Here is a 24,851-nt window from a genome sequence, read left to right as displayed (position 1 = left end):
ACATTAATTAAAAGTTAAGTTTGAACCTTCGTATAACTTGTCTATTCACAAATATCAAAATCCCTTAAAGAATACACTTTACACAAAAAAGAAGAGTGTGGGACATCACTCACTGTTCTGTTCCACCTCTTCTACGTTAGTTCATATATTAATTTTTATCTTACTACCTTTTTTTCAAATCGGTTTAAGTCATTATCATGACCAATCATAATTAAAATATCCCCAATTTCAATATTTATGTTTGGGTCTGGAGATACGATAATGTCTCTACCTCTTTTAATGGCAATAATACTTATACCATATTGCGCTCTAATATCTAATTCTATAATGGTTTGTCCTGCCATTTTTTCACTAACTTTAATTTCTACTATTGAGTGTTCATCTGCTAGTTCTAAATAATCTAAAACACTAGCACTAGCTACATTATGTGCAATTCTCCTACCCATATCTCTTTCAGGATGAACAACGGTATCTGCACCAATTTTATTTAAAATTTTTGCATGATAATCATTTTGAGCTTTCGCCGTTACTTTCTTAACACCTAACTCTTTTAAAATTAAAGTCGTTAACGTACTCGATTGAATATTTTCACCAATTGCAACAATTACGTGATCAAAATTTCTAATGCCTAAACTTTTCATCACAGCTTCGTCAGTTGTGTCAGCAATTACCGCATGTGTGGCAATATCACTATATTCATTCACACGCGCTTCATCCATATCAATCGCCATAACATCCATATCTAAAGCATTTAATTCTCTAACAATACTACCGCCAAAACGACCTAAACCTATAACCACATATTCTTTATCCATATGCGTCCTCCAAAAATAAGATAATTGAAATATATCAAATATCCGTAGCTTAAACAATAAACATCGCTACTATATTTAAGTATATTCGTCTATTTTTTACCTTCAACATATTTTTTATCAAAAACAAATAATCTCAATAATAATATTAGCGATGGAATTAGTAAAAGTAAACCTAAAATAAATGCGATGATTAAAGCAATAGCCATCCCACTATTCACAACATGTTCATCTATACGAATATATGGATATAAAATGTATGGTAACTTACTTACACCATAACCGAAGAACGCAAAAGCCATTTGTAAAATAACTAAGACAAATGCAAAACCATGCCATTTTTTCATCAATGTGAGTAACATTGTACCAGCAAAACATAAAAAGCTGAGTGCAAACATCCACCAATAATCAAATACCGCTGTATAGAAATGCGTTTCATTTTGCAATCTTAACGATAAGAATACAAATAATGAAATAGCGATCATTGGTGGTCCCCAAAATAAGAACCAGTATCTTAATAAATCATAAGCTGGTTTATCATTCGCTTTAGAAGCATAATAAGTTAAAAATCCAGATGAAATATAAAGTACAGATATGATTGCAAGAAATACAACTGACCATGAATATGGACTTAACAATAATTCAAACCAATTTAAATCTAAATGGTTGCTTGAACCGGTAATATAACCACCCTCAGAAATCGTTAATGTAGTGGCTAATGCAGCTGGTATGAATAATCCTGCTAAACCATAAAGTGCAAGCCATGGTAGTTTTGTGTCTGGTCCATAGTTTTCAAAAGCATAAAAGCCACCTCTTATGGACAACAATATCAACGCAATTGATGCTGGTAAAAGCAATACTGTGCCAAAATACATCGCGGAATCTGGGAAAAACCCTACCATTCCTACAAAGAAGAATACGAAGAAAACATTCGTAACTTCCCAAACCGGATTAAGGTAACGTGCAATCAAATGGTTTATTTTTTTATCTTGTTTTGTCAATTTAGCATGTAACGTAAAGAAACCAGCACCAAAATCAATTGATGCAACAATAATATAACAAAATAAGAATATCCATAGTACTGTGATACCTATATATGCGAATATCATCATGCATCACCTCTTTCCGATGAAGTTACTTCAAATTCTTTATATGCTGGTTTATTTTTAAACATCCTTATTAGTACATAAGAAGAAGTAACAATCAATATTAAATATAATATACCAAATAATATTGTTACGAACGTTAAACCACCTGCTTGAGTGGCAGCTTCAGCCACTTTTAGATAACCACGCACAATCCAAGGTTGACGACCTTGTTCCGTTAAGAACCAACCAAATTCTATTGCCAACATCGCTGCAGGTCCAGTTAATAAAGCGCCATATAGCATTGGTTTGGAATAAGTGAATTTCCGTAATTTTTTAAAGCATAATGTTAGTACAAAAGCAGCTGAAACAATTAAACAGAACACGCCCATCGACACCATTAAGTCGAAATAATAATGGACAATCATCGGTGGATGTAGTTCTTTTGGAAATTCATCCAAGCCTTTCACCTTAGTATTAACATTATTATCAGCCAAGAAGCTAAGTAGACTCGGAATTTTAATTGCACCAGTTACTTCTTGTGTTTCTTCATTTAAAGAACCAAAAAGCACTAAATCAGCATTGGATTCCGTATCAAAATGCCATTCATACGCAGCTAATTTTTCTGGTTGTTCTTGATGTAAAAATTTTGCAGATAAATCTCCTGCCAACATAGAACCTAACGTAAAGACAACGCCAAGTATCATTGTTAATTTTAAAGCTTTTTTATGATATTCTGCATCTTTTTTAAACTTATTTTTCACTAATTTGAATGCAGCAATGGCAGCTAGTACAAAAGCCATCGTCATAAAAGCAGTCGTTACAACGTGAAAAGATCTTATTAAAAATGAGTCGTTAAACATTGCTACCCAAGGTTCAACATTTATCATTTTACCATTTTTAATTTCAAAACCAGCCGGTGTATTCATAAATGAATTAACCGCTGTAATAAAGAAGGCAGAGAAAGAACCTCCAATAATCACTGGTATACTAATTAAAAAATGCGTCCATTTACCCTTAAATCTATCCCATGTATATAAGTATATACTTAAGAAAATCGCTTCAAAGAAAAATGCAAATGTTTCCATAAATAATGGTAATGCAATCACATGACCACCCATTTGCATAAATGTTGGCCATAGTAATGACAGTTGTAAACCTATAATCGTACCTGTTACAACCCCCACTGCCACAGTAATCGTATAACCTTTAGACCATCTTTTGGCTAACGTTATATAATGGGGATCATTCTTTTTAATCCCTAAAAACTCAGCAACTGCAAACATCAATGGTACACCTACACCTATTGTTGCAAATATGATATGCACTGCAAGTGTCATTGCAGTTAGAAAACGAGCTAATTCAACTGAATCCATAATATCACCTTTTTAATTTATTTGTGACAAAAATCACAACGTCCATTCATTATAAACCCAATGGCTATGTTTTAAAATTAGTTAAACTCAGAATTAAGTGACAAATTAATGACCAATTACATGTAATTTTATAGCTTGAATTATAATTAAAAGTCACTTACTATTAAAGAAAATGACTTTGTAGAAAGGATTGATGCTGAATGACTGATATCATCATTTACACACAAAATGATTGTCCTCCTTGCACCTTTATAAAAAACTATTTAACTGATAAAGGTTTTAAATATATAGAAAAAAACATTGCTAATCAGCAATATCGAAATGAAATGATTGATTATGATGCATTTGCAACACCCTTTATATTATTGAATGGTGAACCAATGTACCAAGTTGATATGGATAAAATTAACCAAGTTTTAAATATTGAAACAACGCATTAAATTTTACAACTCTATAAAATAACCTAAATCAACTAGGCTAATAAGGCAATTTATCACTTTAGTTGTTTTAACTAACCATAACCTAATTTCAGTTATATTAAACAAAATGAGTAAGTGGCTAAATGCTCCTTATCCACTGTTATATGTATATCTACTTAGTATTAAAATAAATCGCAATATAATAACTAAAAAACTGGTAATCCATTATATAATGAATTACCAGCTTTTTTTATTTCGTATAATTACTTACTAAATCTTGTACTTCTTCAGAAGTAGCACAGTTAATCGCTTTTTGCGCTAACTCTTCCATCTCATTTTTACTTAATCCTTTAATTTGACGACGTGCTTTAAGAATTGATGTAGCACTCATAGAGAATTCGTCTAATCCTAGGCCCAATAGTAATGGAATAGCAATTTCATCTCCGGCCATTTCTCCACACATTCCAGTCCATTTGCCTTCTTTATGAGAAGCATCAATCACTTGTTGTACTAAACGTAAAATTGCTGGATTGTATGGTTGATACAAGTAAGATACTCGCTCTGACATACGATCTGCGGCCATTGTATATTGAATTAAATCATTCGTTCCGATGCTGAAGAAATCTACTTCTTTAGCAAAAACATCTGCTAATGCTGCAGTTGAAGGAATTTCTACCATGATACCAACTTCTATATCATCAGATACTTCAATACCTTCATTTGTTAAATTTTCTTTTTCCTCTAATAACAATGCTTTCGCATCACGGAATTCTTTAATTGTCGCTACCATTGGGAACATAATATTTAATTTCCCATAAGCTGACGCACGTAATAAAGCACGCAATTGCGGTCTGAAAATGTCAGGTTGATCTAAACATAAACGAATCGCACGGTATCCTAAGAATGGATTCATTTCTTCTGGTAAATTTAAATATGGGAGTTCCTTATCTCCACCAATATCTAAAGTACGAACAACAACGCGTTTATCTTCCATTGTTTCAAGTACTTTTTTATAAGCTTCAAATTGTTCATCTTCAGACGGCATTTCGTCTCTACCCATATATAAAAATTCAGTACGATATAATCCGACACCTTCAGCGCCATTTTCAATTACACCTTTCAAATCATTTGGTGTACCGATATTAGCAGCGAGTTCAGCATGAGCACCATCAACAGTTGTTGTTTCTTCATCGCGTAATTTTTGAAGTTCCTTTTTATCTTCAAAGAAACGTTCACGCTTGTTTTGATATGCAATGACTTCGTCTTCTGTAGGATCAATAATCACTTCGCCAGTTAAACCATCAACAATAATCATATCACCTTGTTTAACTTCTTGCGTGATTGATTTCGTTCCTACTACTGCAGCAATTTCAAGTGAGCGACTCATAATTGCTGAGTGAGAAGTTCTACCTCCAATATTTGTAACAAAACCTTGTACAAATTCCTTGTTTAATTGAGCAGTATCAGAAGGTGTTAAATCATTACCTATAATAACAACGCTTTCATCAATCATACTAGGATTTGGTAATTCCACACCCAATATATGTGCTAAAACGCGTTTTGACACATCACGAATATCTGCAGCGCGCTCTTTCATGTATTCATTATCCATCGCTTCAAAAATAGTAATGAATTGTCCAGTTACATCAGAAAGCGCAGTTGGTGCGTTAACTTGTTCATTTTTTATTTTATCTTCAATCGGTTGAATTAACTCTGGATCATCTAAGACTAGTAAATGTGCATCAAAAATAGCGGCTTTATCAGCACCAAGATTTTTTTCAGCATTATTTCTAATTTTTGTTAATTCAACTTTAGATGTTTCAATAGCATTTTGAAACTTAGCAATTTCTGCGTCGACATCTCGAATCTTCTCACTATCGTATGAAAGATCAGGTTCAACTAATAAATATGCTTTAGCAATTGCTACACCATCTGAAGCAGCAATGCCATTAATATAATTAGACATATTATTTAGTTAATCCTTCTTTAGATAAGATATCAGTAATCGCTTCCATTGCATCTGTTTCATCGCTACCATCAGCATAGATTGTAATTTCAGCATCTTTACCTACACCTAAACTCATAACACCCATGATTGATTTCAAGTTAACTTTTTTACCGTTATATTCTAATTGAATATCTGAATCAAATTTTGATGCAGTTTGAACAAGCATTGTAGCTGGACGTGCATGAATACCTGTTTCGTCAATAATTACATATGATTTTTGTTCCATAATATGATGTCTCCTTCGTATAGTTAGAATCGTTAGTTTATTATAAAACCTAGCATAGTTTTATATAATAACATTACCAAATTATACATATAAATTCAATTCGTTGCACCCATGATATGACAATATTCAATGAATATTGTTACTTTTTATGAAAACGCTCCACCATTACATTAAAGATTTAACAACCTTTTCACATTTTTCAATATGATCATCACCGATTTTTTTCATAAAGTAATAACTGATTGAAGCCGAAATAGCTTGCCCTACAAGTGGGAACCATTTTGTTTGTTTAGCAGCCATACGTTTTGCAACATCTCTAATAACGACTTTTAATATGGCATTAGATACTTTTCTACCTATAAATTGACTCCCCTGTATTGCAGCAGCTGTAAAAATACGTTCTTTTACATCTTCTCTCATTGAATTTACTTGTTTGTGATCTAAACCATAGATTTTATTAACGTCTTCTATAATATCTCTCATTAGCTTGATATCGACACCAAAGTCAAGGCCTGGTATTGGTACAATACTAACACTTGAAGATAACATTGATTTTTTTCTCACTATAGCTTGAGCGCGTTGACGACGTTCATCTAATTCTATGTTAGTCGTTGGTATATCGCTTTTATTTTTTATATCTTCAATATTTAAAACTTTATTTCCGACTTTCTGTGTTACATTATTAGTTATTTTATTTTTAAAACTCATGATATTCACTCCTTGGTAAAATCTTGTACTGTAAAAATATTACCCTCTTTCACAGAAATTACTGTATATTTACAAAAATAGCCTTCAAATATTTTGATGGTTTATAGTGTGGATGTGTTTTAAAATCTTTTGGTAATCCCATTACCTCTGATAGTTCAAAATCAACTTCTGCATTATTCAATGTATCTTTAATCATTTTTTTAAATGCTTTTAATGAAAATGTACTATTATTCGTACACAATAATAAAGTTCCATTTGGCGAAAGTACTTCCAAAGCACCTAGTATTAATTTATCGTAATCTTTCAATACTGAAAATGTTTTTTTCTTATTTCTTGCAAAACTAGGTGGATCAATAACGATTGTGTCATAAAGTAAATCATGACGGCGCGCATAATTAAAATAATCAAAGGTATCCATTACAAATATATATTGTGTCTTTGGATCAATTGCATTTAAGCCAAAATTTTCTTCTGTTAATGTGCGTGATCTGTTAGCTAAATCAACGCTAGTAGTGACTTTGGCCTTTTCTGCTGAGACAACTGAAAAAGCACCAGTATAACTAAACACATTTAACAAATACCTATCCTCAGCAAAATGATCTCTTAATTTCTTTCGTACTTCTTTTTGATCCAAGAAAATACCTGTCATAGGGCCATCATTTAAATCCACATTATAAAATGTGAAATTTTCTTCGATTATAATAGGAAATTCTGGTGCTTCCCCATCAACAAATCCTCCAGCTATTTGAGCATCTTTAAATCTCATTTTTTCAAACACAGATTTGTATTCTAAGGTATTTTTTAATGCATTTAAAATTTGATAACGGTATTTATAAATACCTTTAGAATACCATTGTATTAAAAAGTGTCCGTTATAATTATCAATAGTTAGACCACCTACACCATCACCTTCACCATTAAATATTCTAAAAGCATTAGTACCTTCAATATTATAAAAATACGCTCTTTCTTGTATTGCGATTTCAAAAAGTCTCTCAAAAAATTGAGTATTAATCACTTCATTTTCATCATAGCTCAATACCCATCCAAGTCCTTTATGTTGCCTTCCGACGTACGCAGTTGCAATATAGGTTTGTTCATCATTTACTAACGAGAATAAATCGCCCTCTTTTAAATGGTCATGCGCATACACGTCATCATCATCGATTAATGGATATCCATTTAGATATTTCGTTTCTTTACCTTTATTTAATACGGCAGTTTTCATAATTATATGTCAGCCTTTCTTCTAATTTTATAATTTATGCTTTCTTATTCTATCATCTCAAGAAATATCGTAACATCATTTATCTATAATTGAATGATTTCTCAATTCAAACATTATATTATTGTTTTTAATCTTTTGTGTTATTTCAATCATGAATCAAAAAGGACTGGCATTTAGCTATAGCCAGTCCTTTAAAAATTTATTTACTTGTTAATCTTTTGAAGGTTCACGCAATTTAATAATAAATGATACAATTACTGCGATTAACATCACAAACAATATTGGCGTAATGAAAATTGACAATAGTAGGCCATGAACCATAATATTCATAAATTCTGTTAACAATTTGAAAAATAATATACTAACCATAAACAACTGCAGATAATAGAATTTATCTCTCAAGAAGTTCGTTAATGTCGTTAATATATAAGCAATAATAATCAGCATTAATAATAATAAGGTAATCCATTCAATCACATATTGTGTTTGAGAAATTTCCCAATTACCTGAAACAAATAAAGCATTTCTATTATTAAATTCTATAATTGTAAAGAATAATAATACAACACCACAAAATATTTCTACATAAGCTGATTTAACCCATTTTGGAATTTTCATCCAATTAGGAATATCATCCTCTTGTATATCAATAATATTCTTCCATTTTTCGATAAATTTGTCTTTTTTATCTCTTAATTTTTGAATATCAACACTTCTACGTGTTTTCCGAGTAAACTCAGTTGTCTTATCTTGTAAACTTTTCAAATGCTCTTTCGTTTGGTTTGTAACTGTACCTTTGCTTGTTCTAGATAATTCAGGTTCTTCTTCACCTAATTCTTGTTTTGTTAAAGGAAGTGCCCTTCTTAAAAACAAGAAATTCCAAATTGACATTTGACCTAGTAACCACATTATTAAAAAGAATGTATTTACACTCAAAATATCAATAGGGATAATTTCGTCGCTATCTATTCTTCCATATAATACGATTTGCGTAATTAAATAACTTATCCCATAACTGAAAATAATTAATAAATAATGATATTTTCTGTGATCTGGATTTAGTTCATCTTTATATACAATATACCCAATATGAACTACAAATGGGATAATAAAAATGATAGCAAAGAAGCTATAAACTTGTGTCATTAAAATAAGTGTTATAATGAAGAACAGTATACCTATCACTAAGAAGAAGATTGAAACATCATAATCATATCTTGTTGTTCTTAATAGCGTGAATCCGAGTAAGATGACTGCAATACCAAATAAAATAATTAATACTGCACTTATAACAGGGAAATTCCCTATATAATTACTCATGACTCTTATGATTTCTGCAAAAAATGCATTTATAAAATCCCAAACATTATGAATATGTAATTCAATTTTACCTTTATCCTTTAAGTCATGGACCATAGATAAATTTATTAAAATGATGAGACCTGTGAAGAGCGAAACGATGCCTATTATATAACTATATAATATCTCAGCGTGTTTCTTTAAAAAAGACATACCATTCACCTCAAAGTTATTATATATTAACATTTAGTTCTTGTCTTTAATAAATCAATAAATAAGTCTATAGTATGATAGAAAATAGTTGTACAGTCAAGTTTCCACCAAACATAATCGATTAAACAAATATTTCAAATTTAACGTAATATACAGTTAGATCTTTGTGGTTTAGTTTCCAAATAAAGTGGTATATTGAAAACATAAGTCATTTGAATATTGAAGGAGTGTTTAACTATGAGTAAAGAAGAATTAAATAAAAAAGCAGCTGAAAAAGCAAAAGAAGCTGAAGATAAATTGAAAGATAAAAAAGAATCTGCTGAAGATAGTACTGAAGAAACGAAAAAAAATATTCAAGATACTTTAGATTAAACTAAATGTGCTTGATTTCTATATGAACATTACAATTTAAATTAAAAGAGAACAATAGCATTTAATTTTTGTTCATTCTATCAAGGTTAATATTAAAAAATCTGAAACATCAATCTCATAATTAGTCTAAAGGACTAAAACCACTTTTACATGGTTTTAGTCCTTTATTTAATATCATGTCATTTGATTTTCATACTTCTTACTCAAAATATGATTCGAGACTATACTCTGACACACATATGAATAAATGGATGAAGCACACAACAACATCTTAACAATGATATATTTGGACAATAATTAAAAACACTTTCTTATAAATTACACTACATCATGTATTTATTGTGATATGTAACTGAACTTAACAATTCCCTTTTTCATTAAAAACGATGAATTAAACAAACTTTAATTAACAAAACCACACTGCCATATCACCCAATGCACTATACAAAAAGTCTATATTTAACCTTACGTTATGTGTTGTGATTGAAGTCATAAATATCAAATTCAACGTTAATACACCTTGACATAACTAATTAAAAGTCATACATTATAGTTAAAATTAAATTTAATATTCGCACTAGGGGTGTTTAGTGACTGAGATGAGGTATACCCTCAAACCCTTTGAACCTGATCTAGATTAAACTAGCGTAGGAAAGTGTATCGTGATATGTTTTTTGGTATCCGTATGCCTATATTTAACGCGCAACTTCTAGATGGTTGTGCGTTTTTTTATTGGAGGAGAATTTATGTCAAAAGGTTTAAAACTATCAGAAATTTTAGTAACCGTACTTATAGCTGTTGTGTTTGCTATCGTCTATAATATTTGGACTTTAGTATATAAGGCAGTGCAAGTTTCTGGTCTTCATATTGAAGAACTAACATATGGTGCATGGTTTATGGCTGCAATTGTTGCATATTTGATTATACCAAAAGCTGGTATTGCGATTTTAGCTGAATTTGCTGCTGGTGCAGGTGAAACAATTGTCATGGGAAGATTTGATATTCCAACAATGGTCTATGCATTACTTCAAGGATTAGCATGTGAGATTATTTTCGCTATTTTCAGATATAAATCACGTTCGGCAATGGTAGCTATGTTAGCAGGATTTTTAGCATCTGTTGCGACACTTCCTCTTGATTTTGCTTATGGTTATTTAGGAGAAATTGCAGGATGGAACTTAACACTTTATATCGTATTTAGATTGATTAGCGGTATTGTTGTGGCTGGATTGTTGTCCTATTATATTGTGAAAATATTAGATCAAACTGGCGTAACCAAATTATTCAGACCTGCAACACAAAAAGATTATGACAATTTATAAGGAGCATAAAAGTTGATAGTCACTGAAAATCTACGTCTTAAATATCCAAATGGACAAAAGAAAATATTCGACAATTTATCACTTGAAATTAAAGATAAAGAGAAGGTGCTTATACTTGGTCCCTCTGGTTCAGGTAAAAGCACGTTATTGAATGTTTTAAGTGGTATCGTACCAAATCTCATTGATTTGCCAATGAAATACGATAAATTAGAGATTGATCAAGATTGTGGTGTTATTTTTCAAGAACCTGATAGCCAATTTTGTATGCCAAAGGTATATGAGGAACTCGCCTTTGTCCTTGAAAATTTACAAACGCCACGACATAAAATGGATGCATTGATTGAATCAGCACTCGAGTCTGTTGATTTAAACGTCAATAAAGACCAATATATCAATAATTTAAGTGGCGGTATGAAACAAAAATTAGCAATTGCAGAAACATTATTACAACAAGCTAATACTTTATTTCTAGATGAACCAACCGCGATGTTAGATGTAACATCAACAGAAGAATTATGGAATAAGATTAAAGCGTTATGGCAAGATCAAACTGTGATTATAGTTGAACATAAAGTAGAACATATATGGCAGCATATCGATCGTGTAATATTATTAAACTATGATGGTGTTATTATTGGTGATGCCTCACCAGCTGACATATTAAACAACTATGAACACCTTTTATCCGAATATGGCGTTTGGCATCCAAAAGCTTGGGATGAAGCACCTTTACCTATAGATTTACAGCAATCTAATATTCAATATGCCAATGAGCATCTATTTCTTTTTGAACAAGGCACTATAAAAAGAAGTAAAAAGACACTTATCGATATACCAAAACTTAATATCACTAGTGGCGAATGGATTACAATCACCGGTACAAATGGCTCAGGCAAGACTTCTTTATTAGAATCGATGATGCAACTTATTAAATATGAAGGCACAATGTCTTTTGATGGCAAAAAGCTTACTAAAATCAAAGAAGCTGCTAAAAATATGTATCTTGTATATCAAAATCCTGAAATTCAATTTATTGCGAATTCAGTTTACAAAGAAATTTTTATACAAAACAAAGCTAATTATCCTTCTATATCAGAAGCTGAAGAAAAAACAATTCAAATGCTTAAAATGTTAAATTTAGAAGATGTTCAATCACAACACCCTTATGAACTGTCAATCGGGCAGAAACGTAGACTGAGTGTAGCTATAGCTTTAAGCTCTACATCAGAATATATTTTATTAGATGAGCCAACATTCGGATTAGATAGTCATAATACATTTAATTTAATTAAATTATTCCAACAACGCGTTAGAGATGGCCAAACAATTATTATGGTTACACATGATCCTGAAATTATCGCACGCTATCCAACACGTAAATTGTGTGTAAGTCAAAAACAAATTCTTGAGATAGCAGGTGAGCATCATGTTTGAAATGTGGAAAAAACACTACTCTTTCATGGATGATGTGAATATCATTACAAAGTTAGCATTAGCTGTTTTTTTGTTTTTCTTTGTTATATTTGTACATCAATTCGATTTTATGATTTATATTTGTCTATTAATGTTCCTGTTTTTATTAATGTTCAATGGTATAAAATTTAAAATAACATTTGCTTTTATTTTCTTTACTATAACTTTCAGCCTAATTTCAGCTTTATTCATGATTTTTTATGGTGAAGGCACTCATATATTGTTTAAATTAGGATTTATTCAAATTAGTACTGAAAGTTTAGTTAGAGGGCTGCATTTAGCGTTACGTACAACAACCGTTTCATTTTTCGGTATTTTAATTGCTTTCACTTCTGAAATTGTAATGGTCTTTTACAGCCTAATGCAACATTTAAAAGTTAAGCCTAAAGTTGCTTATGCTTTTATGGCTGCTATAAGAATGGTGCCATTAATGATTAGCACTTTAGTTCAACTTAGAAAGTCTTTAAAAATGAGATATCAAATTATCTCTCAACAAAATTATAATTTATTTAGTAGAATCAAACATCTTATGATTCCACTTTTAAGCCAAAACATTAGAAAAGCTCATCAACTTGCTGTTGCAATGGAGAAAAAAGGTTTTAAAGATGGTCCGCGCACCTACTATTATCATACACCTTTCTCGTATAAAGACTTTCTATTAATCATCGTTTTTATCATCATTTTGGTTGTTGCTTATTTCTTAGCACTTCACTTACCGATTACAGGTATAAACGATGTTCGTATAAAAAATATATATTAACGATTACCTTATTATATCCAAAATTCATTACTATCCAATTAAGAAAAGATAAGACAAAAACTAAACCACTTTGTCTTATCTTTTTATATGTCAATTTACATAGATTGATCTGTGAACACATAGCTTTTAACGATATACAGTTTCAAAATTTAAAAAGTCGTAATTTCTATACACTTCTAAATAGAAATTACGACTTTTTTTAATATTTATAAATGTTTTATTGCTTTATTACTAATATCTTTTCGATAAAATAGTCCATCGCTTTGAATTTTTTCTGCAGCTTTATAGGCATTTGCTTTAGCACTAGTAATATCATGACCTTCTCCTAATGCTAAGATGACACGACCACCATTGGTGACAAATTTATCCTTATCTCTTTTCAAACCACTGACAAAATAATTACCATTTAAATCAAAACCTGAAACAGTCTTACCTTTTTCGTAATTTCCAGGGTACCCTTTAGAAGCAAGCATTACACCAACGACAGACGAATCTTTCCATTTAAATGCTATTTTCTTTTTAGCCTCTAAATCTAAGATATGTTGCATTAAATCACTTTCCAATCTCGTTAGTAATACTTGTGCTTCAGGGTCGCCAAATCTAGCATTAAATTCTATTACTTTCGGACCATCTGCTGTTAAAATCACACCAATATAAAGGACGCCAAAAAATTCATAACCTTCTTTATACATTGCTTGAGCTATAGGTTGTGCAATGATTTCATTCGTGAGGTTAAGTACTTCCTTATCTATATGAGGTACAGGACAATACGCCCCCATACCACCTGTGTTAGGCCCTTTATCGTCATCATATGCACGTTTATGATCTTGCGCAATACAATCAAATGGCACGGCATAATCACCATTTACAAATGTCATCAATGAGAATTCTTCACCTTCTAAAAATTGCTCAAAGACAACTGTACCAAGCTCTTGTGGATACAATGAATGAACCGCTGCTTCAGCTTCACCATAATTCTCAGCTATAATTACACCTTTACCAGCTGCCAAACCATCTTTCTTTAATACGATAGGATACTGGCATGTTTCAATATAATTTAGTGCATCAGATTTGTTTGATATTTCTTTATATTCTGCAGTAGGAATATGATATTTCTGCATTAACTGTTTTGCGAATAATTTTGATCCCTCAATCTGAGCCGCTGCTTGGTTTGGCCCAAACACTTTAATTTGTTTTGCGTTTAATTTATCTGCTAAACCTTCTGTAAGTGGTTGTTCAGGGCCAATAATCACCCACGAAATATCATGCTCAACAGCAAATTCAACAATCTGAGTGTGGTCCGTTTCCGCTATTTCACAATGTACATCTGCAATGTCTGACATTGCGTCATTTCCTGGAATTGCAAAAATTTCATTTACGAGTGAAGATTGTTTTAACTTGTGTGCTAAAATATGTTCTCTTCCGCCTGTGCCAATGACTAGTACTTTCATAAATAATTTTGCCTCCAATATTTTAATGTTTAAAGTGTCTAACGCCAGTCGTTACCATTGCAATGCCATATTTATTAGCCATATCTATTGAATCTTGATCTTTAATTGAACCCCCTGGTTGAATGATCGCTTTAATACCATGTTGCGCAGCTAGTTCTACCGTATCATCCATCGGGAAGAAACCATCTGATACCATTACGACATTATCATTAATTTCAATCGCACGTTCTATTGCAATTTGTGCTGATCCTACCCGATTCATTTGACCGGCACCAATACCGACTGTTTGTTTATCGTTACATAGGATAATCGCATTACTTTTAACAGAGGCAACCACTTTCCAACCAAGCAACATTGCATCCCATTGAGTTTCTGTAGGTGCATTTTCTGTAACGACTTTTAAATCATCACGTTTGATTAATACATTGTCTTTATCTTGTATTAAATATCCACCTGAAACAGATACTATTTCTTGCTCATTATTATCAATTGTCATATCAATTTCTAATAATCTAATATTTTTCTTTTTATTTAAAATCGCTAACGCTTCATCGGAAAATTTCGGTGCAATAATCACTTCCAAGAATATGCTGTGCAGCGTTTCAGCCAAAGTAGCATCAACGGTTCTATTTAAAGCAACGATACCTCCAAAAATGGATTGGCTATCCGCTTCAAATGCACGCTGATAAGCTTCATAAATATTTGTTCCAATACCTACACCACAAGGATTCATATGTTTAACTGCAACTGCAGCAGGTGTTTCAAATTGCTTAACTAAAGATAACGCCGCATCTGCATCTTTAATGTTGTTATAACTCAATTGCTTACCATGCAACTGTTTCGCGCCACCTAACGTATGATTGGCATCAGATGTTCTTACAAATGATGCTTGTTGTTGTGGATTTTCACCATATCTTAAACTTTCTTTATTTTCTTTAAAGAAATCAACAATTGCATTATCATATTGATTCGTATGTTCAAATACTTTAATCATCAATGATTTTCTATAAGATTCATCTAATTGATTTGATTTTAGTTTTTCAATCACTTCATTATAATCCGATGGATGAACAATAGTAGTAACGTGTTTAAAGTTTTTAGCTGCTGCACGTAACATAGTAGGCCCACCAATATCTATATTTTCAATCGCGTCATTTTCTGTAACATCTGGATTGGCAACAGTCTCCTTGAATGGATATAGATTTACAACAACCATGTCTATTAAATCAATTTGCTGTTCTTTTAATTGTTCTAAATGTTCTGGTTTATTACGATCAGCTAAAATACCACCATGAACGGCTGGATGTAATGTCTTGACTCTCCCATCCATAATTTCGTCAAAATGTGTAAGTTCTGATATAGATTTAACTGCAATATTTTCATCGACTAACGTTCGCATCGTACCACCAGTCGAATATAACTCATAACCTAACTGTTGGAGTGATTGTGCAAAAGGTACAATGCCTGTTTTATTAGATACGCTTAAAATTGCCTTTTTCATGTTTATTGGCACCTCTTATTGAATAATTTTTGAAATAACTTCTGGATACAACTCATGTTCAATTGCTTTTATTCTTTCTTCTAATTGTTCTTTCGTATCATCCGGTTTTATTTCACATGTACGTTGTTCAATAATTTCTCCTGTATCCATCCCACTATCTACAAAATGTACTGTTGTGCCTGTGATCTTGTCACCACTATTTAATGCTTGACCAATCGCGTCTTTACCACGATATTTCGGCAATAATGAAGGATGAATATTAATGATACGTTTTTGATAGGCATTTAATATATTTTCACCGATTAATTTCATATAACCAGCTAAAATAATCCATTCAACTTTTTCGGTTGTTAACCATTCAATGATTTTCCGCTCATAATCTGCTTTAGAATCAAAGTTTTTAAGCTCATTAATATGTACATCTAAATGATATTTTCTTGCTCGCTCAATACAATAAGCATTAACCTGATCCGTATATAAAGCAGTCACTTCAATGTTCGGCAAATAACCTGATTCTATTTGTGACATGATACTTTCAAAGTTACTTCCTGACCCTGAAGCAAAGATAGCAATTTTTGTCACTTTCATACCCCCGTCAAATGAATTGGCGCTTCACTTTTAACAATTTCACCAATTCTATATGCATTTACTTGTGCTTGTTGTAACGTATTTAATACTTTAGCTTCATCATTAGCATCAACAACTAAGGTGAAACCGATCCCCATATTAAATACATTGTACATTTCTTTAGTCGAAATATTGCCTTGTTTTTGCAACCATTCAAATATCTTTGGTGTTGGAAATTGAGTTACATCAATTTTTGCACCTACACCCTCAGGCAATGCTCTTGGGATATTTTCAATAAATCCGCCACCAGTAATATGCGTCATCGCATGTATGTTTACGTGTTCTTTTACAGCTAATACAGGCTTGACATATAGTCGTGTTGGTTCTAAAAAGATATCTAAAAATGTGTGGTTTTGATCAAATTTATCTTGTAGATTAATACCTGATTTTTTTATTAAATTACGTACCAAGCTGTAACCGTTAGAGTGTATACCACTTGATTCAAGACCTATTATTACATCACCTGGTTTCACGGCTGAACCGTCTATATACGCTTCTTTTTCAACAGCTCCTACAGCGAATCCTGCTAAATCATATTCACCTTCATGATACATTTCACCCATTTCAGCTGTTTCGCCACCAATCAGTGCTGTATTTGTAGCTTCACAACCGTCACTAACCCCTTTAACAATCTGTTCAATAACTTCTGGAACAACTTTATGTGTTGCAATATAATCTAAGAAATACAATGGTTCTGCACCAGTTGTTAAAATATCATTGACACACATCGCTACTGCATCAATGCCTATCGTATCGTGTTTGTCATTATCAATCGCTAACTTTAATTTAGTACCAACACCATCTGTTCCAGATACGAGTAATGGTGCTTTCATATTTAACTGTGATAAATCGAATGTAGCACCAAAACCGCCTAATCCACCTAAGACTTCTTTACGCATTGTTCTTTGAACATGACTTGACATACGTTCAACCGCTTCATAACCTGCACTAATATCAACACCTGCTTGTTGGTATGCTTTAGACATTTAAATTACCCTCTCTATCAAAGTATTGTTTATGATTTGCTAAATATTCTTTTTGACGTTCGCTTAAATGTTCAAAATAATCTTGTTCATAATCATAAAGACCAGCAGGATAATCACCTGTAAAACTTTCTACACATAACCCTTTATAAGGAGCATCTACATCAAGGCCAATTGAATCTATTAAACCAGCTACAGTTAGATAGGCCAGAGAATCTGAACCAATATGTTCACTGATTTCTGATGGTGATTTGCTCGCTGATATGAGTTCAGCAGTAGTTGAAACGTCTATACCATAAAAGCTTGGAAACATAAATTCAGGAGAAGCAATACGTACATGCACTTCATTAGCTCCAGCATCTTTTAGCATTTGTACTATACGCTTACTTGTCGTGCCTCTAACAATAGAATCATCCACTAAGACGATATTTTTGCCTTGTACGATATCCTTTACTGCCGATAATTTGACCCTTACACCTTGCTCTCTTAATTCTTGAGTTGGTTGAATAAATGTACGCGCTACATATTGATTTTTGACTAACCCCATCTCATATGGCAAACCACTTTGTTCAGCATAACCAGAGGCTGCTGAGAGTGAAGAATTAGGTACACCAATAACCATATTTGCATTTTCAACTGGACTTTCTAACGCTAATTGTTTACCAGATTGTTTACGAATCGCATGAACATTTTTTCCTGCAATAGTTGAATCTGGTCTAGCAAAATAAATATACTCCATAGCTGATATCGCCGTATTCGTATGTCTCGTATAAGACTCTACTCGAATACCTTCATCATTGATAACCACATATTCACCTGCATGGATATCTCTTACATACGTTGCACCTAAAACATCTATAGCACAAGTTTCACTTGCGATGATGTAAGCACCTGTTTTCATTTTTCCTACAACTAAAGGTCTGATTGCATTTGGATCAACAGCACCATATAATGCATCTTTTGTTAATAACGCAAATGTAAAACCACCTTTTATTTTTCGTAAACTTTCCTGTAACGCTGCTTCAAAGGTTGGCGCTTTACTTTTACGAATTAAATGCATGATTACTTCAGTATCTGAAGAAGAATGGAAAATAGAACCTTGATGCTCAAGAGATTTTCTTAAACTTTGTGCATTTATAAGGTTTCCGTTATGACAAACTGCGACACTCATATCATAAAAATGGTACAAAAATGGCTGAATATTCTCTATACCTTTATTCCCCGATGTCGCATATCGTACATGACCAATCGCATGTTGATAGGACTTAAATGATTCCAACTGTGTATCTGAAATGGCTTCAGTCAATAAGCCAAGCCCTCTTTCTCCAGTGAGTTTTTGTCCATCAGAACACACCATACCTGCGCCTTCTTGACCTCTATGTTGTAAACTATGTAAACCCATATACGTCAATTGTGCTGCTTCATGATGATTCCAAATACCAAAAACGCCACATTCTTCGTTTAATCCGTTGTAGTCATACATTTAGGAATTGCTCCTTCCCACTGTTCATTCAATTGTTTCACATCACGTGAAATTAACGTGTCCCCGTTAGAAACTACAAATTTTCCATCTTCTGTTAATGTACCAACTTTAATAGCATCTGCGATATCTAAAGGTTGGTCACCTTTTACTGCTACTACATAACGCCCTTGCGTTTCACTGAATAATTGCTCATTTTTTAGATTTAAAGTTACATTTAAGCCCATTTGATAATGTGCACTGATACGAGCAAAAGTCATTAACAGGCCACCTTTACCCACTGTTTGTACGTGGGATGCTATACCATTACGTATTGCCCTTTTAATCGACTCTCCTCTTTTGACTTCATTTGATAAATCAATGGTTTCAACTTCATGATTCACCTTACTGAAAAGTAATTTCTCAATTTGACTCCCACCAAAATCGCTAAATGTATCGCCTACAACATAAAGCGTATCACCCACTTTTGGCGTAAAATCATTGAAATAATCAATTTCTTCAATCAAACCAACCATACCTACGACTGGTGTTGGGAATATTGAAGTTTCTTTTGTTTCGTTATACAAGGATACATTGCCAGAAACGACTGGTGTCTTTAATATTTCACAGGCTTCAGCCATACCTTTAGTAGAATCTGCTAATTGTTGATAAATTTCTTTTTTCTCCGGTGATCCATAATTCAAACAATCGGTCATCGCTAAAGGTGTAGCACCTACAGAAATCAAATTACGGTATGCTTCTGCTACTACCATCTTTCCGCCTTCGTATGGATGATTAAAGACATATCGTGCTTCACCATCTATCGTAGAAGCAATTGCTTTATTTGATCCTTCAACACGAACAACTGATGATTGTAAGCCCGGTTTGACAATAGTATTCGCACCAACTTGTTGATCATACTGCTCGTATAAATAACGTTTTGAAGCAATCGTTGGATGAATGAGTAAACGATTAAATACATCTTCGACATCTATGTCACTGTATTCATTTTTAGGTTCATTATATTGAGGAGTTTCACCTTCAAGCACGTAAACAGGTGCTTCATCTGACAATGGCTGTACGGGTATATCAGCGAAAATTTCATCTTCATATGTAAGTACAAAACGATCTGTATTTGTAACTTCACCGATAACAGCACTATCTAATTCATGCTTATCAAATAAATTTAAGAATTTATCTTCAGATCCTTTTTCAACTACTAATAACATGCGTTCCTGAGTTTCAGAAAGCATCATTTCATAAGGTGAAATACCTTTTTCTCTTGTTGGAACTTTTTCTAATTGTAGATGTAAACCACTTCCACCTTTAGCAGCCATTTCAGAAGATGATGATGTTAATCCTGCTGCCCCCATATCTTGGATACCTACTAGCTCATCAAATGTTATTGCTTCTAAAGTTGCTTCCATTAATTTTTTTCCAACAAATGGGTCACCAATTTGTACTGAAGGTCTCTTACTTTCACTATCTTCACTTAGTTCTTCAGATGCAAAAGTAGCACCGTGAATGCCATCACGTCCTGTTTTTAATCCCACATATATAACTGAATTACCGGAGCCTTTAGCAGTACCTTTTTGAATTTTATCGTGATCAATGATACCTACGCACATTGCATTGACCAATGGATTGCCATCATATCTATCATCAAATTCTATCTCACCCGCAGTTGTTGGAATCCCAATACAATTGCCATAACCGCCAATACCGGCTACTACACCACGTAATAATCGACGATTTTGTTTTTCTGACAATTCACCAAAGCGTAAACTATTTAATAAATTTATTGGTCTAGCACCGATTGAAACAATATCTCTTATAATGCCTCCTACCCCAGTAGCAGCACCTTGATATGGTTCAACAGCAGAGGGATGATTATGTGATTCAACTTTAAATACTACTGCTTGGTTGTCACCAATATCTACGACGCCTGCACCTTCACCAGGCCCCATCAACACATGTGATCCTGACGTTGGAAACTGAGTTAAAAATGGCTTGGAATGTTTATAAGAACAATGTTCACTCCACATGACAGAGAAAATACCAGTTTCAGTAAAATTGGGCTCACGACCTAAAATTTCACATACTTTATCGTATTCTGACTCCGATAAACCCATATCTTTATATCGTTTTTCTAATTTGATTTCTTCCACACTTGGTTCGATAAACTTAGACATTTTGTTCCCTCCAACTATTAACCATTGCTTCAAATAACTTAACGCCACTATCAGTACCTAATAAAGATTCCATCGCACGTTCAGGGTGCGGCATCATTCCACAAACATTTCCGTTTTTATTTACAATACCTGCAATATCATTGTAAGAACCGTTGGGGTTATCCTTGTATTTTAAAATGATTTGATTGTTTTCTTCTAATCTGTCATACATTTCTGATGTACAATAGTAATGACCTTCCCCATGCGCTACAGGATATACTACATTTTCATTCTCTTCATATAAATTAGTGAAAGGTGTATGATTATTGACTACTTTTAGTAGTTCATTACGACTTACAAATAAATGTGAATCATTATGCAATAATGCACCTGGCAGCAAACCTATTTCTGTAAGAATTTGAAATCCGTTACAAACACCTAATACAGGTTTCCCTTCTTTAGCGAAACGTTTCACTTCTTCAGTGATAGGTGCAACACTTGCCATCGCACCTGAACGTAAATAGTCACCAAAAGAGAAACCACCAGGTATTAAAACACCGTCAAAACCTTCTAAAGATGTATTTCTATAGTCGACATATTCTGCTTCTACACCAGATTTCAATGCTGCATTATACATGTCCCTATCACAATTGGATCCTGGGAATTTTAGCACTGCAAATTTCATTATGCTTTCTCCCCTTCTTCCAATACTTTGTAGCTATATTCTTCAATAACGGTGTTTGCAAAAAGTTTTTCGCTTAAAGTTGTAACGACATTGTGAACTGCAGCATCAGTCGCTTCATCAACTGTCATGTACAATAATTTACCAACACGTATATCATTAACTTGTGTGTATCCTAAATCATGTACTGCGCGATTTAAAGCTTGTCCTTGTGTGTCTAATACTTGTGGCTGTAATGTGATATGCAATTCAATTGTTTTCATTTTATAGTTCCTCCAATTTATTAAGAAAAGTTTGATAAGTGTCTATGATTGAACCAGTATCTTCACGATAAACGTCTTTATCGAAATTTGTATCACTATATTTATCCCAAATGCGACATGTATCTGGTGAAATTTCATCTGCTAATAGAATTTGGCCATTCGTGCTACGTCCAAACTCTATTTTGAAATCTACGAGTCTTAGATCCATATCATCCATTAATTCAAGCAATACTGAATTAATTGTTATTGCTGCATCTTTTAATTTTTCAATTTCATCTTTACTAGCTATATTTAATAATTGTATGTGATCTTCTGTAATTAAAGGGTCATTTAAATCGTCGTTTTTATAAAAGAATTCAACTAATGGGCTTTCAAACTTATGACCTTTATCAAAGCCTAATCTCTTTGTTATAGAGCCTGCAGCAATATTTCTAACTACGACCTCTAATGGAATAATGTCTACAGATTTTACGAGTTGTTCAGTTTCTGATAGTTGTTCGATAAAGTGACTATTAATATCACGATCTTGAATAAGACTGAAAATTCTAGAAGTAATTTGATTATTTAAACGGCCTTTACCTTCTATAAAATCTTTTTTGGCACCATTACCAGCTGTGACTTCATCCTTATATTCAATTCGAAGTACATCTGATTGTGCCGTAGAAAAAATTCTTTTCGCTTTTCCTTCATATAACAAAGACATTAGCCATGTCTCCCTTCAAAATGATTTAGTAAAGTTTGTTCTGTTTGTTCTACATTGTTTGTAAGCATTGTAAGATGACCCATTTTACGGTCAGGTTTACGACTTGATTTTCCATAAATATGTACATGCCATTCAGGATGATCGCCGAATTTATGTTCTAACAGATCTAAATCTCTTCCTAATAAGTTCATCATTACACTAGGTTTTAATAATTCGATTTTTTCTGGTAAGTGTTGACCTGTCACTGCTAATATATGTGTATCAAACTGCGAATAATCACACGCTTCAATTGAATAATGTCCTGAATTATGAGGTCTAGGTGCAATTTCGTTCACAAACAATTGATTGTTTGAATCGATGAAAAACTCCACTGTAAACGTACCTACAAAGTGAATATGTTTGATGATCTTTTCAACTTCATTTCGTGCTAATTGTTCAATTTGTGAATCCACACGTGCAGGCACAACAGTCTTAAATAATATTTGGTTTTGATGTTCATTCTCTTGTAACGGGAAGTACGTAATTTGATTATTGTTACCAATCGTTACCGTTAAAGAAACTTCTTTTTGTAGATTTAAAAATTTTTCAGCGACACATTCTTGCTTTTCAATTAACGCTTTTGCATTGTCCAAATCTGTTTCATTTGTAATAAGTAATTGTCCTTTTCCGTCGTATCCACCAAATCTTGTTTTTATCATAAAAGGAAAACCAATTGTTTCTATAGCTTGAGATAACTCATCTGGGTCAGATAATTTTATAAATGGTGCTACTTGAGTTCCAGCACCTTGCAAGGTTTGCTTTTCAATCAATCTATCCTGTAACAGTTGTATAGCTTGATAACCTTGAGGAATATTATATTGAGAAACTAATGTTTGTAATTGATGCGCAGAAATATTCTCAAACTCATATGTGATAACGTCGGACAATTCACCTAGTTGAATAAGCGATTGTTCGTCATCATAGTTTGCTTTTATAAATTGATGCGCTACATATTGACATGGACAATTTTCATCAGGATCTAAAACGATAACTTTATAACCCATTTTCTGTGCAGATTGTGCCATCATTTTTCCTAATTGCCCGCCACCAATAATTCCAATCGTTGATCCAAATGTCAGTTTATTGAAGTTCATGTTGCATATCACTCACTTTCTCAACCAATAATTTTTCATAATTTTCCAAATTCTTTTGGATAACTTTATTACCAATGCTGAGCATTCTTGCAGCAAGTATTCCTGCATTTTTGGCTCCAGATTTGCCTATAGCTGTCGTTGCCACTGGAATACCACCCGGCATTTGGACAATAGATAGAAGAGAATCTAATCCTTTTAAACTTTTAGATTCTATTGGCACACCAATTACTGGTAATGTCGTCATTGAAGCAACCATACCTGGCAAGTGTGCTGCTCCACCAGCACCTGCAATAATGACATCATAGCCATTGTCTCTAGCTCCTTTTGCAAATTCATACATTAATTGAGGCGTACGATGTGCGGAAACAACTTTCTTTTCGTACGGTATATCTAGTTGTTCTAACATTTGACAACTTTCTTTCATAGTCTCCCAGTCGGAAGAACTACCCATTATGACTACCACTTTCAAAATGAACACCCTTTCAGAAATTTGAAATGTTACGTCTATTAGATGTATATTACAGATATAGCATAACAACTAAAAATCGCTTTTTCAATCAAAAATCGAACTTTAAAG

Annotated in this window: 24 protein-coding genes and 1 riboswitch; of the genes, 5 read left to right on the top strand and 19 right to left on the bottom strand. The window is 32.8% G+C overall.

Going from position 1 to position 24,851, the window contains the following annotated elements; all coding sequences use genetic code 11:
* Window positions 1-155 precede the first annotated feature (155 nt).
* The 3 genes from KA814_RS12710 to KA814_RS12700 all read right to left on the bottom strand — a co-directional run bounded on the left by KA814_RS12710 (window position 156) and on the right by KA814_RS12700 (window position 3,273).
* Window positions 156-815 (bottom strand): potassium channel family protein, encoded by a 660-nt coding sequence (locus KA814_RS12710; protein WP_019467854.1) that lies wholly within the window; start codon window positions 813-815, stop codon window positions 156-158.
* An 89-nt stretch (window positions 816-904) separates the two neighbouring features.
* On the bottom strand, window positions 905-1,921 hold the full coding sequence (locus tag KA814_RS12705) for a cytochrome d ubiquinol oxidase subunit II (protein WP_046207932.1): 1,017 nt from the start codon (window positions 1,919-1,921) through the stop codon (window positions 905-907).
* The gene (locus KA814_RS12700) at window positions 1,921-3,273 is read right to left on the bottom strand and encodes a cytochrome ubiquinol oxidase subunit I (protein ID WP_064209106.1); all 1,353 of its coding nucleotides are present in this window, start codon (window positions 3,271-3,273) and stop codon (window positions 1,921-1,923) included. The genes KA814_RS12705 and KA814_RS12700 overlap by 1 nt, the downstream gene beginning before the upstream one ends.
* Window positions 3,274-3,473: 200 nt before the next feature.
* Here KA814_RS12700 and KA814_RS12695 point away from each other — a divergent pair, with 200 nt between their 5' ends.
* Entirely contained in the window at window positions 3,474-3,713 is a 240-nt protein-coding gene (locus KA814_RS12695) for a glutaredoxin family protein (protein WP_064209107.1), read from the top strand.
* Window positions 3,714-3,942: 229 nt separating this feature from the next.
* On the opposite strand, the gene ptsP is transcribed toward KA814_RS12695, so the two are convergent.
* The 5 genes from ptsP to auxA form a co-directional block, all read right to left on the bottom strand.
* Window positions 3,943-5,658, bottom strand: coding sequence for a phosphoenolpyruvate--protein phosphotransferase (ptsP, locus tag KA814_RS12690; RefSeq protein WP_064209108.1), 1,716 nt, complete (start codon window positions 5,656-5,658; stop codon window positions 3,943-3,945).
* 1 nt (window position 5,659) lies between these two features.
* Window positions 5,660-5,926 (bottom strand): phosphocarrier protein HPr, encoded by a 267-nt coding sequence (locus KA814_RS12685; RefSeq protein WP_019467646.1) that lies wholly within the window; start codon window positions 5,924-5,926, stop codon window positions 5,660-5,662.
* A 165-nt stretch (window positions 5,927-6,091) separates the two neighbouring features.
* The gene (locus KA814_RS12680) at window positions 6,092-6,634 is read right to left on the bottom strand and encodes a DUF697 domain-containing protein (protein WP_046207883.1); all 543 of its coding nucleotides are present in this window, start codon (window positions 6,632-6,634) and stop codon (window positions 6,092-6,094) included.
* Window positions 6,635-6,692: 58 nt separating this feature from the next.
* The gene (locus tag KA814_RS12675; RefSeq protein ID WP_064209109.1) at window positions 6,693-7,862 is read right to left on the bottom strand and encodes a class I SAM-dependent rRNA methyltransferase; all 1,170 of its coding nucleotides are present in this window, start codon (window positions 7,860-7,862) and stop codon (window positions 6,693-6,695) included.
* A gap of 210 nt (window positions 7,863-8,072) precedes the next feature.
* Complete coding sequence (auxA, locus tag KA814_RS12670) at window positions 8,073-9,374, bottom strand: lipoteichoic acid stability factor AuxA (RefSeq protein ID WP_064209110.1); 1,302 nt, start codon at window positions 9,372-9,374, stop codon at window positions 8,073-8,075.
* 237 nt (window positions 9,375-9,611) lie between these two features.
* Here auxA and graF point away from each other — a divergent pair, with 237 nt between their 5' ends.
* The 4 genes from graF (at window position 9,612) to KA814_RS12650 (ending at window position 13,301) form a co-directional block, all read left to right on the top strand.
* On the top strand, window positions 9,612-9,746 hold the full coding sequence (gene graF / locus KA814_RS12665) for a glycopeptide resistance-associated protein GraF (RefSeq protein WP_196296357.1): 135 nt from the start codon (window positions 9,612-9,614) through the stop codon (window positions 9,744-9,746).
* 569 nt (window positions 9,747-10,315) lie between these two features.
* Window positions 10,316-10,417: riboswitch (TPP riboswitch) on the top strand.
* Window positions 10,418-10,492: 75 nt separating this feature from the next.
* Window positions 10,493-11,068 (top strand): ECF transporter S component, encoded by a 576-nt coding sequence (locus KA814_RS12660; RefSeq protein WP_046207886.1) that lies wholly within the window; start codon window positions 10,493-10,495, stop codon window positions 11,066-11,068.
* Between the two features lie 12 nt (window positions 11,069-11,080).
* Window positions 11,081-12,502, top strand: coding sequence for an ABC transporter ATP-binding protein (locus KA814_RS12655; protein ID WP_046207887.1), 1,422 nt, complete (start codon window positions 11,081-11,083; stop codon window positions 12,500-12,502).
* Window positions 12,495-13,301, top strand: a complete 807-nt coding sequence (locus KA814_RS12650) for an energy-coupling factor transporter transmembrane component T family protein (protein WP_046207888.1) — start codon at window positions 12,495-12,497, stop codon at window positions 13,299-13,301. The genes KA814_RS12655 and KA814_RS12650 overlap by 8 nt, the downstream gene beginning before the upstream one ends.
* A gap of 206 nt (window positions 13,302-13,507) precedes the next feature.
* On the opposite strand, the gene purD is transcribed toward KA814_RS12650, so the two are convergent.
* Genes purD through purE form a run of 11 tightly spaced genes read right to left on the bottom strand, consistent with a single transcriptional unit; the run spans window position 13,508 to window position 24,743 of the window.
* Window positions 13,508-14,752, bottom strand: a complete 1,245-nt coding sequence (purD, locus tag KA814_RS12645; protein ID WP_046207889.1) for a phosphoribosylamine--glycine ligase — start codon at window positions 14,750-14,752, stop codon at window positions 13,508-13,510.
* Window positions 14,753-14,774: 22 nt separating this feature from the next.
* Window positions 14,775-16,253, bottom strand: a complete 1,479-nt coding sequence (purH, locus tag KA814_RS12640) for a bifunctional phosphoribosylaminoimidazolecarboxamide formyltransferase/IMP cyclohydrolase (RefSeq protein WP_046207890.1) — start codon at window positions 16,251-16,253, stop codon at window positions 14,775-14,777.
* Window positions 16,254-16,268: 15 nt separating this feature from the next.
* Complete coding sequence (gene purN / locus KA814_RS12635) at window positions 16,269-16,835, bottom strand: phosphoribosylglycinamide formyltransferase (protein WP_064209111.1); 567 nt, start codon at window positions 16,833-16,835, stop codon at window positions 16,269-16,271.
* 2 nt (window positions 16,836-16,837) lie between these two features.
* The gene (purM, locus tag KA814_RS12630; RefSeq protein WP_064209112.1) at window positions 16,838-17,866 is read right to left on the bottom strand and encodes a phosphoribosylformylglycinamidine cyclo-ligase; all 1,029 of its coding nucleotides are present in this window, start codon (window positions 17,864-17,866) and stop codon (window positions 16,838-16,840) included.
* Window positions 17,859-19,346 (bottom strand): amidophosphoribosyltransferase, encoded by a 1,488-nt coding sequence (purF, locus tag KA814_RS12625; protein ID WP_064209113.1) that lies wholly within the window; start codon window positions 19,344-19,346, stop codon window positions 17,859-17,861. The genes purM and purF overlap by 8 nt, the downstream gene beginning before the upstream one ends.
* Complete coding sequence (purL, locus tag KA814_RS12620) at window positions 19,325-21,514, bottom strand: phosphoribosylformylglycinamidine synthase subunit PurL (protein WP_046207894.1); 2,190 nt, start codon at window positions 21,512-21,514, stop codon at window positions 19,325-19,327. The genes purF and purL overlap by 22 nt, the downstream gene beginning before the upstream one ends.
* Window positions 21,507-22,178 carry a phosphoribosylformylglycinamidine synthase I gene (gene purQ / locus KA814_RS12615; RefSeq protein ID WP_046207895.1) on the bottom strand — a complete coding sequence of 224 codons (672 nt, stop codon included), beginning with the start codon at window positions 22,176-22,178 and terminating at the stop codon, window positions 21,507-21,509. Before purQ ends, purL begins: the two co-directional genes overlap by 8 nt.
* Window positions 22,178-22,438 carry a phosphoribosylformylglycinamidine synthase subunit PurS gene (gene purS, locus KA814_RS12610; protein ID WP_019468141.1) on the bottom strand — a complete coding sequence of 87 codons (261 nt, stop codon included), beginning with the start codon at window positions 22,436-22,438 and terminating at the stop codon, window positions 22,178-22,180. The genes purQ and purS overlap by 1 nt, the downstream gene beginning before the upstream one ends.
* A 1-nt stretch (window position 22,439) precedes the next feature.
* Window positions 22,440-23,141 (bottom strand): phosphoribosylaminoimidazolesuccinocarboxamide synthase, encoded by a 702-nt coding sequence (purC, locus tag KA814_RS12605; RefSeq protein WP_046207896.1) that lies wholly within the window; start codon window positions 23,139-23,141, stop codon window positions 22,440-22,442.
* Window positions 23,141-24,274 (bottom strand): 5-(carboxyamino)imidazole ribonucleotide synthase, encoded by a 1,134-nt coding sequence (gene purK / locus KA814_RS12600; RefSeq protein WP_064209114.1) that lies wholly within the window; start codon window positions 24,272-24,274, stop codon window positions 23,141-23,143. The genes purC and purK overlap by 1 nt, the downstream gene beginning before the upstream one ends.
* Window positions 24,261-24,743 (bottom strand): 5-(carboxyamino)imidazole ribonucleotide mutase, encoded by a 483-nt coding sequence (purE, locus tag KA814_RS12595; RefSeq protein ID WP_064209115.1) that lies wholly within the window; start codon window positions 24,741-24,743, stop codon window positions 24,261-24,263. The genes purK and purE overlap by 14 nt, the downstream gene beginning before the upstream one ends.
* Window positions 24,744-24,851 lie beyond the last annotated feature (108 nt).

The sequence above is a fragment of the Staphylococcus sp. GDY8P196P genome (genome assembly GCF_017891705.1).
Lineage (GTDB): Bacteria > Bacillota > Bacilli > Staphylococcales > Staphylococcaceae > Staphylococcus > Staphylococcus ureilyticus.
The sequence above is the reverse complement of the archived record's forward strand: the minus strand, read 5'-3'. Positions and strand labels throughout refer to the sequence as shown.

Coding starts and splice junctions, on each gene's coding strand:
- auxA (WP_064209110.1), bottom strand. CDS start 9,374: ATGTCTTTTTTAAAGAAACACGCTGAGATATTATATAGTTATATAATA.
- purL (WP_046207894.1), bottom strand. CDS start 21,514: ATGTCTAAGTTTATCGAACCAAGTGTGGAAGAAATCAAATTAGAAAAA.
- graF (WP_196296357.1), top strand. CDS start 9,612: ATGAGTAAAGAAGAATTAAATAAAAAAGCAGCTGAAAAAGCAAAAGAA.
- purQ (WP_046207895.1), bottom strand. CDS start 22,178: ATGAAATTTGCAGTGCTAAAATTCCCAGGATCCAATTGTGATAGGGAC.
- KA814_RS12705 (WP_046207932.1), bottom strand. CDS start 1,921: ATGATATTCGCATATATAGGTATCACAGTACTATGGATATTCTTATTT.
- KA814_RS12680 (WP_046207883.1), bottom strand. CDS start 6,634: ATGAGTTTTAAAAATAAAATAACTAATAATGTAACACAGAAAGTCGGA.
- KA814_RS12695 (WP_064209107.1), top strand. CDS start 3,474: ATGACTGATATCATCATTTACACACAAAATGATTGTCCTCCTTGCACC.
- purC (WP_046207896.1), bottom strand. CDS start 23,141: ATGTCTTTGTTATATGAAGGAAAAGCGAAAAGAATTTTTTCTACGGCA.
- purH (WP_046207890.1), bottom strand. CDS start 16,253: ATGAAAAAGGCAATTTTAAGCGTATCTAATAAAACAGGCATTGTACCT.
- KA814_RS12710 (WP_019467854.1), bottom strand. CDS start 815: ATGGATAAAGAATATGTGGTTATAGGTTTAGGTCGTTTTGGCGGTAGT.
- purF (WP_064209113.1), bottom strand. CDS start 19,346: ATGTATGACTACAACGGATTAAACGAAGAATGTGGCGTTTTTGGTATT.
- KA814_RS12675 (WP_064209109.1), bottom strand. CDS start 7,862: ATGAAAACTGCCGTATTAAATAAAGGTAAAGAAACGAAATATCTAAAT.
- KA814_RS12660 (WP_046207886.1), top strand. CDS start 10,493: ATGTCAAAAGGTTTAAAACTATCAGAAATTTTAGTAACCGTACTTATA.
- purD (WP_046207889.1), bottom strand. CDS start 14,752: ATGAAAGTACTAGTCATTGGCACAGGCGGAAGAGAACATATTTTAGCA.
- KA814_RS12700 (WP_064209106.1), bottom strand. CDS start 3,273: ATGGATTCAGTTGAATTAGCTCGTTTTCTAACTGCAATGACACTTGCA.
- purK (WP_064209114.1), bottom strand. CDS start 24,274: ATGAACTTCAATAAACTGACATTTGGATCAACGATTGGAATTATTGGT.
- ptsP (WP_064209108.1), bottom strand. CDS start 5,658: ATGTCTAATTATATTAATGGCATTGCTGCTTCAGATGGTGTAGCAATT.
- purS (WP_019468141.1), bottom strand. CDS start 22,438: ATGAAAACAATTGAATTGCATATCACATTACAGCCACAAGTATTAGAC.
- KA814_RS12650 (WP_046207888.1), top strand. CDS start 12,495: ATGTTTGAAATGTGGAAAAAACACTACTCTTTCATGGATGATGTGAAT.
- KA814_RS12685 (WP_019467646.1), bottom strand. CDS start 5,926: ATGGAACAAAAATCATATGTAATTATTGACGAAACAGGTATTCATGCA.
- purM (WP_064209112.1), bottom strand. CDS start 17,866: ATGTCTAAAGCATACCAACAAGCAGGTGTTGATATTAGTGCAGGTTAT.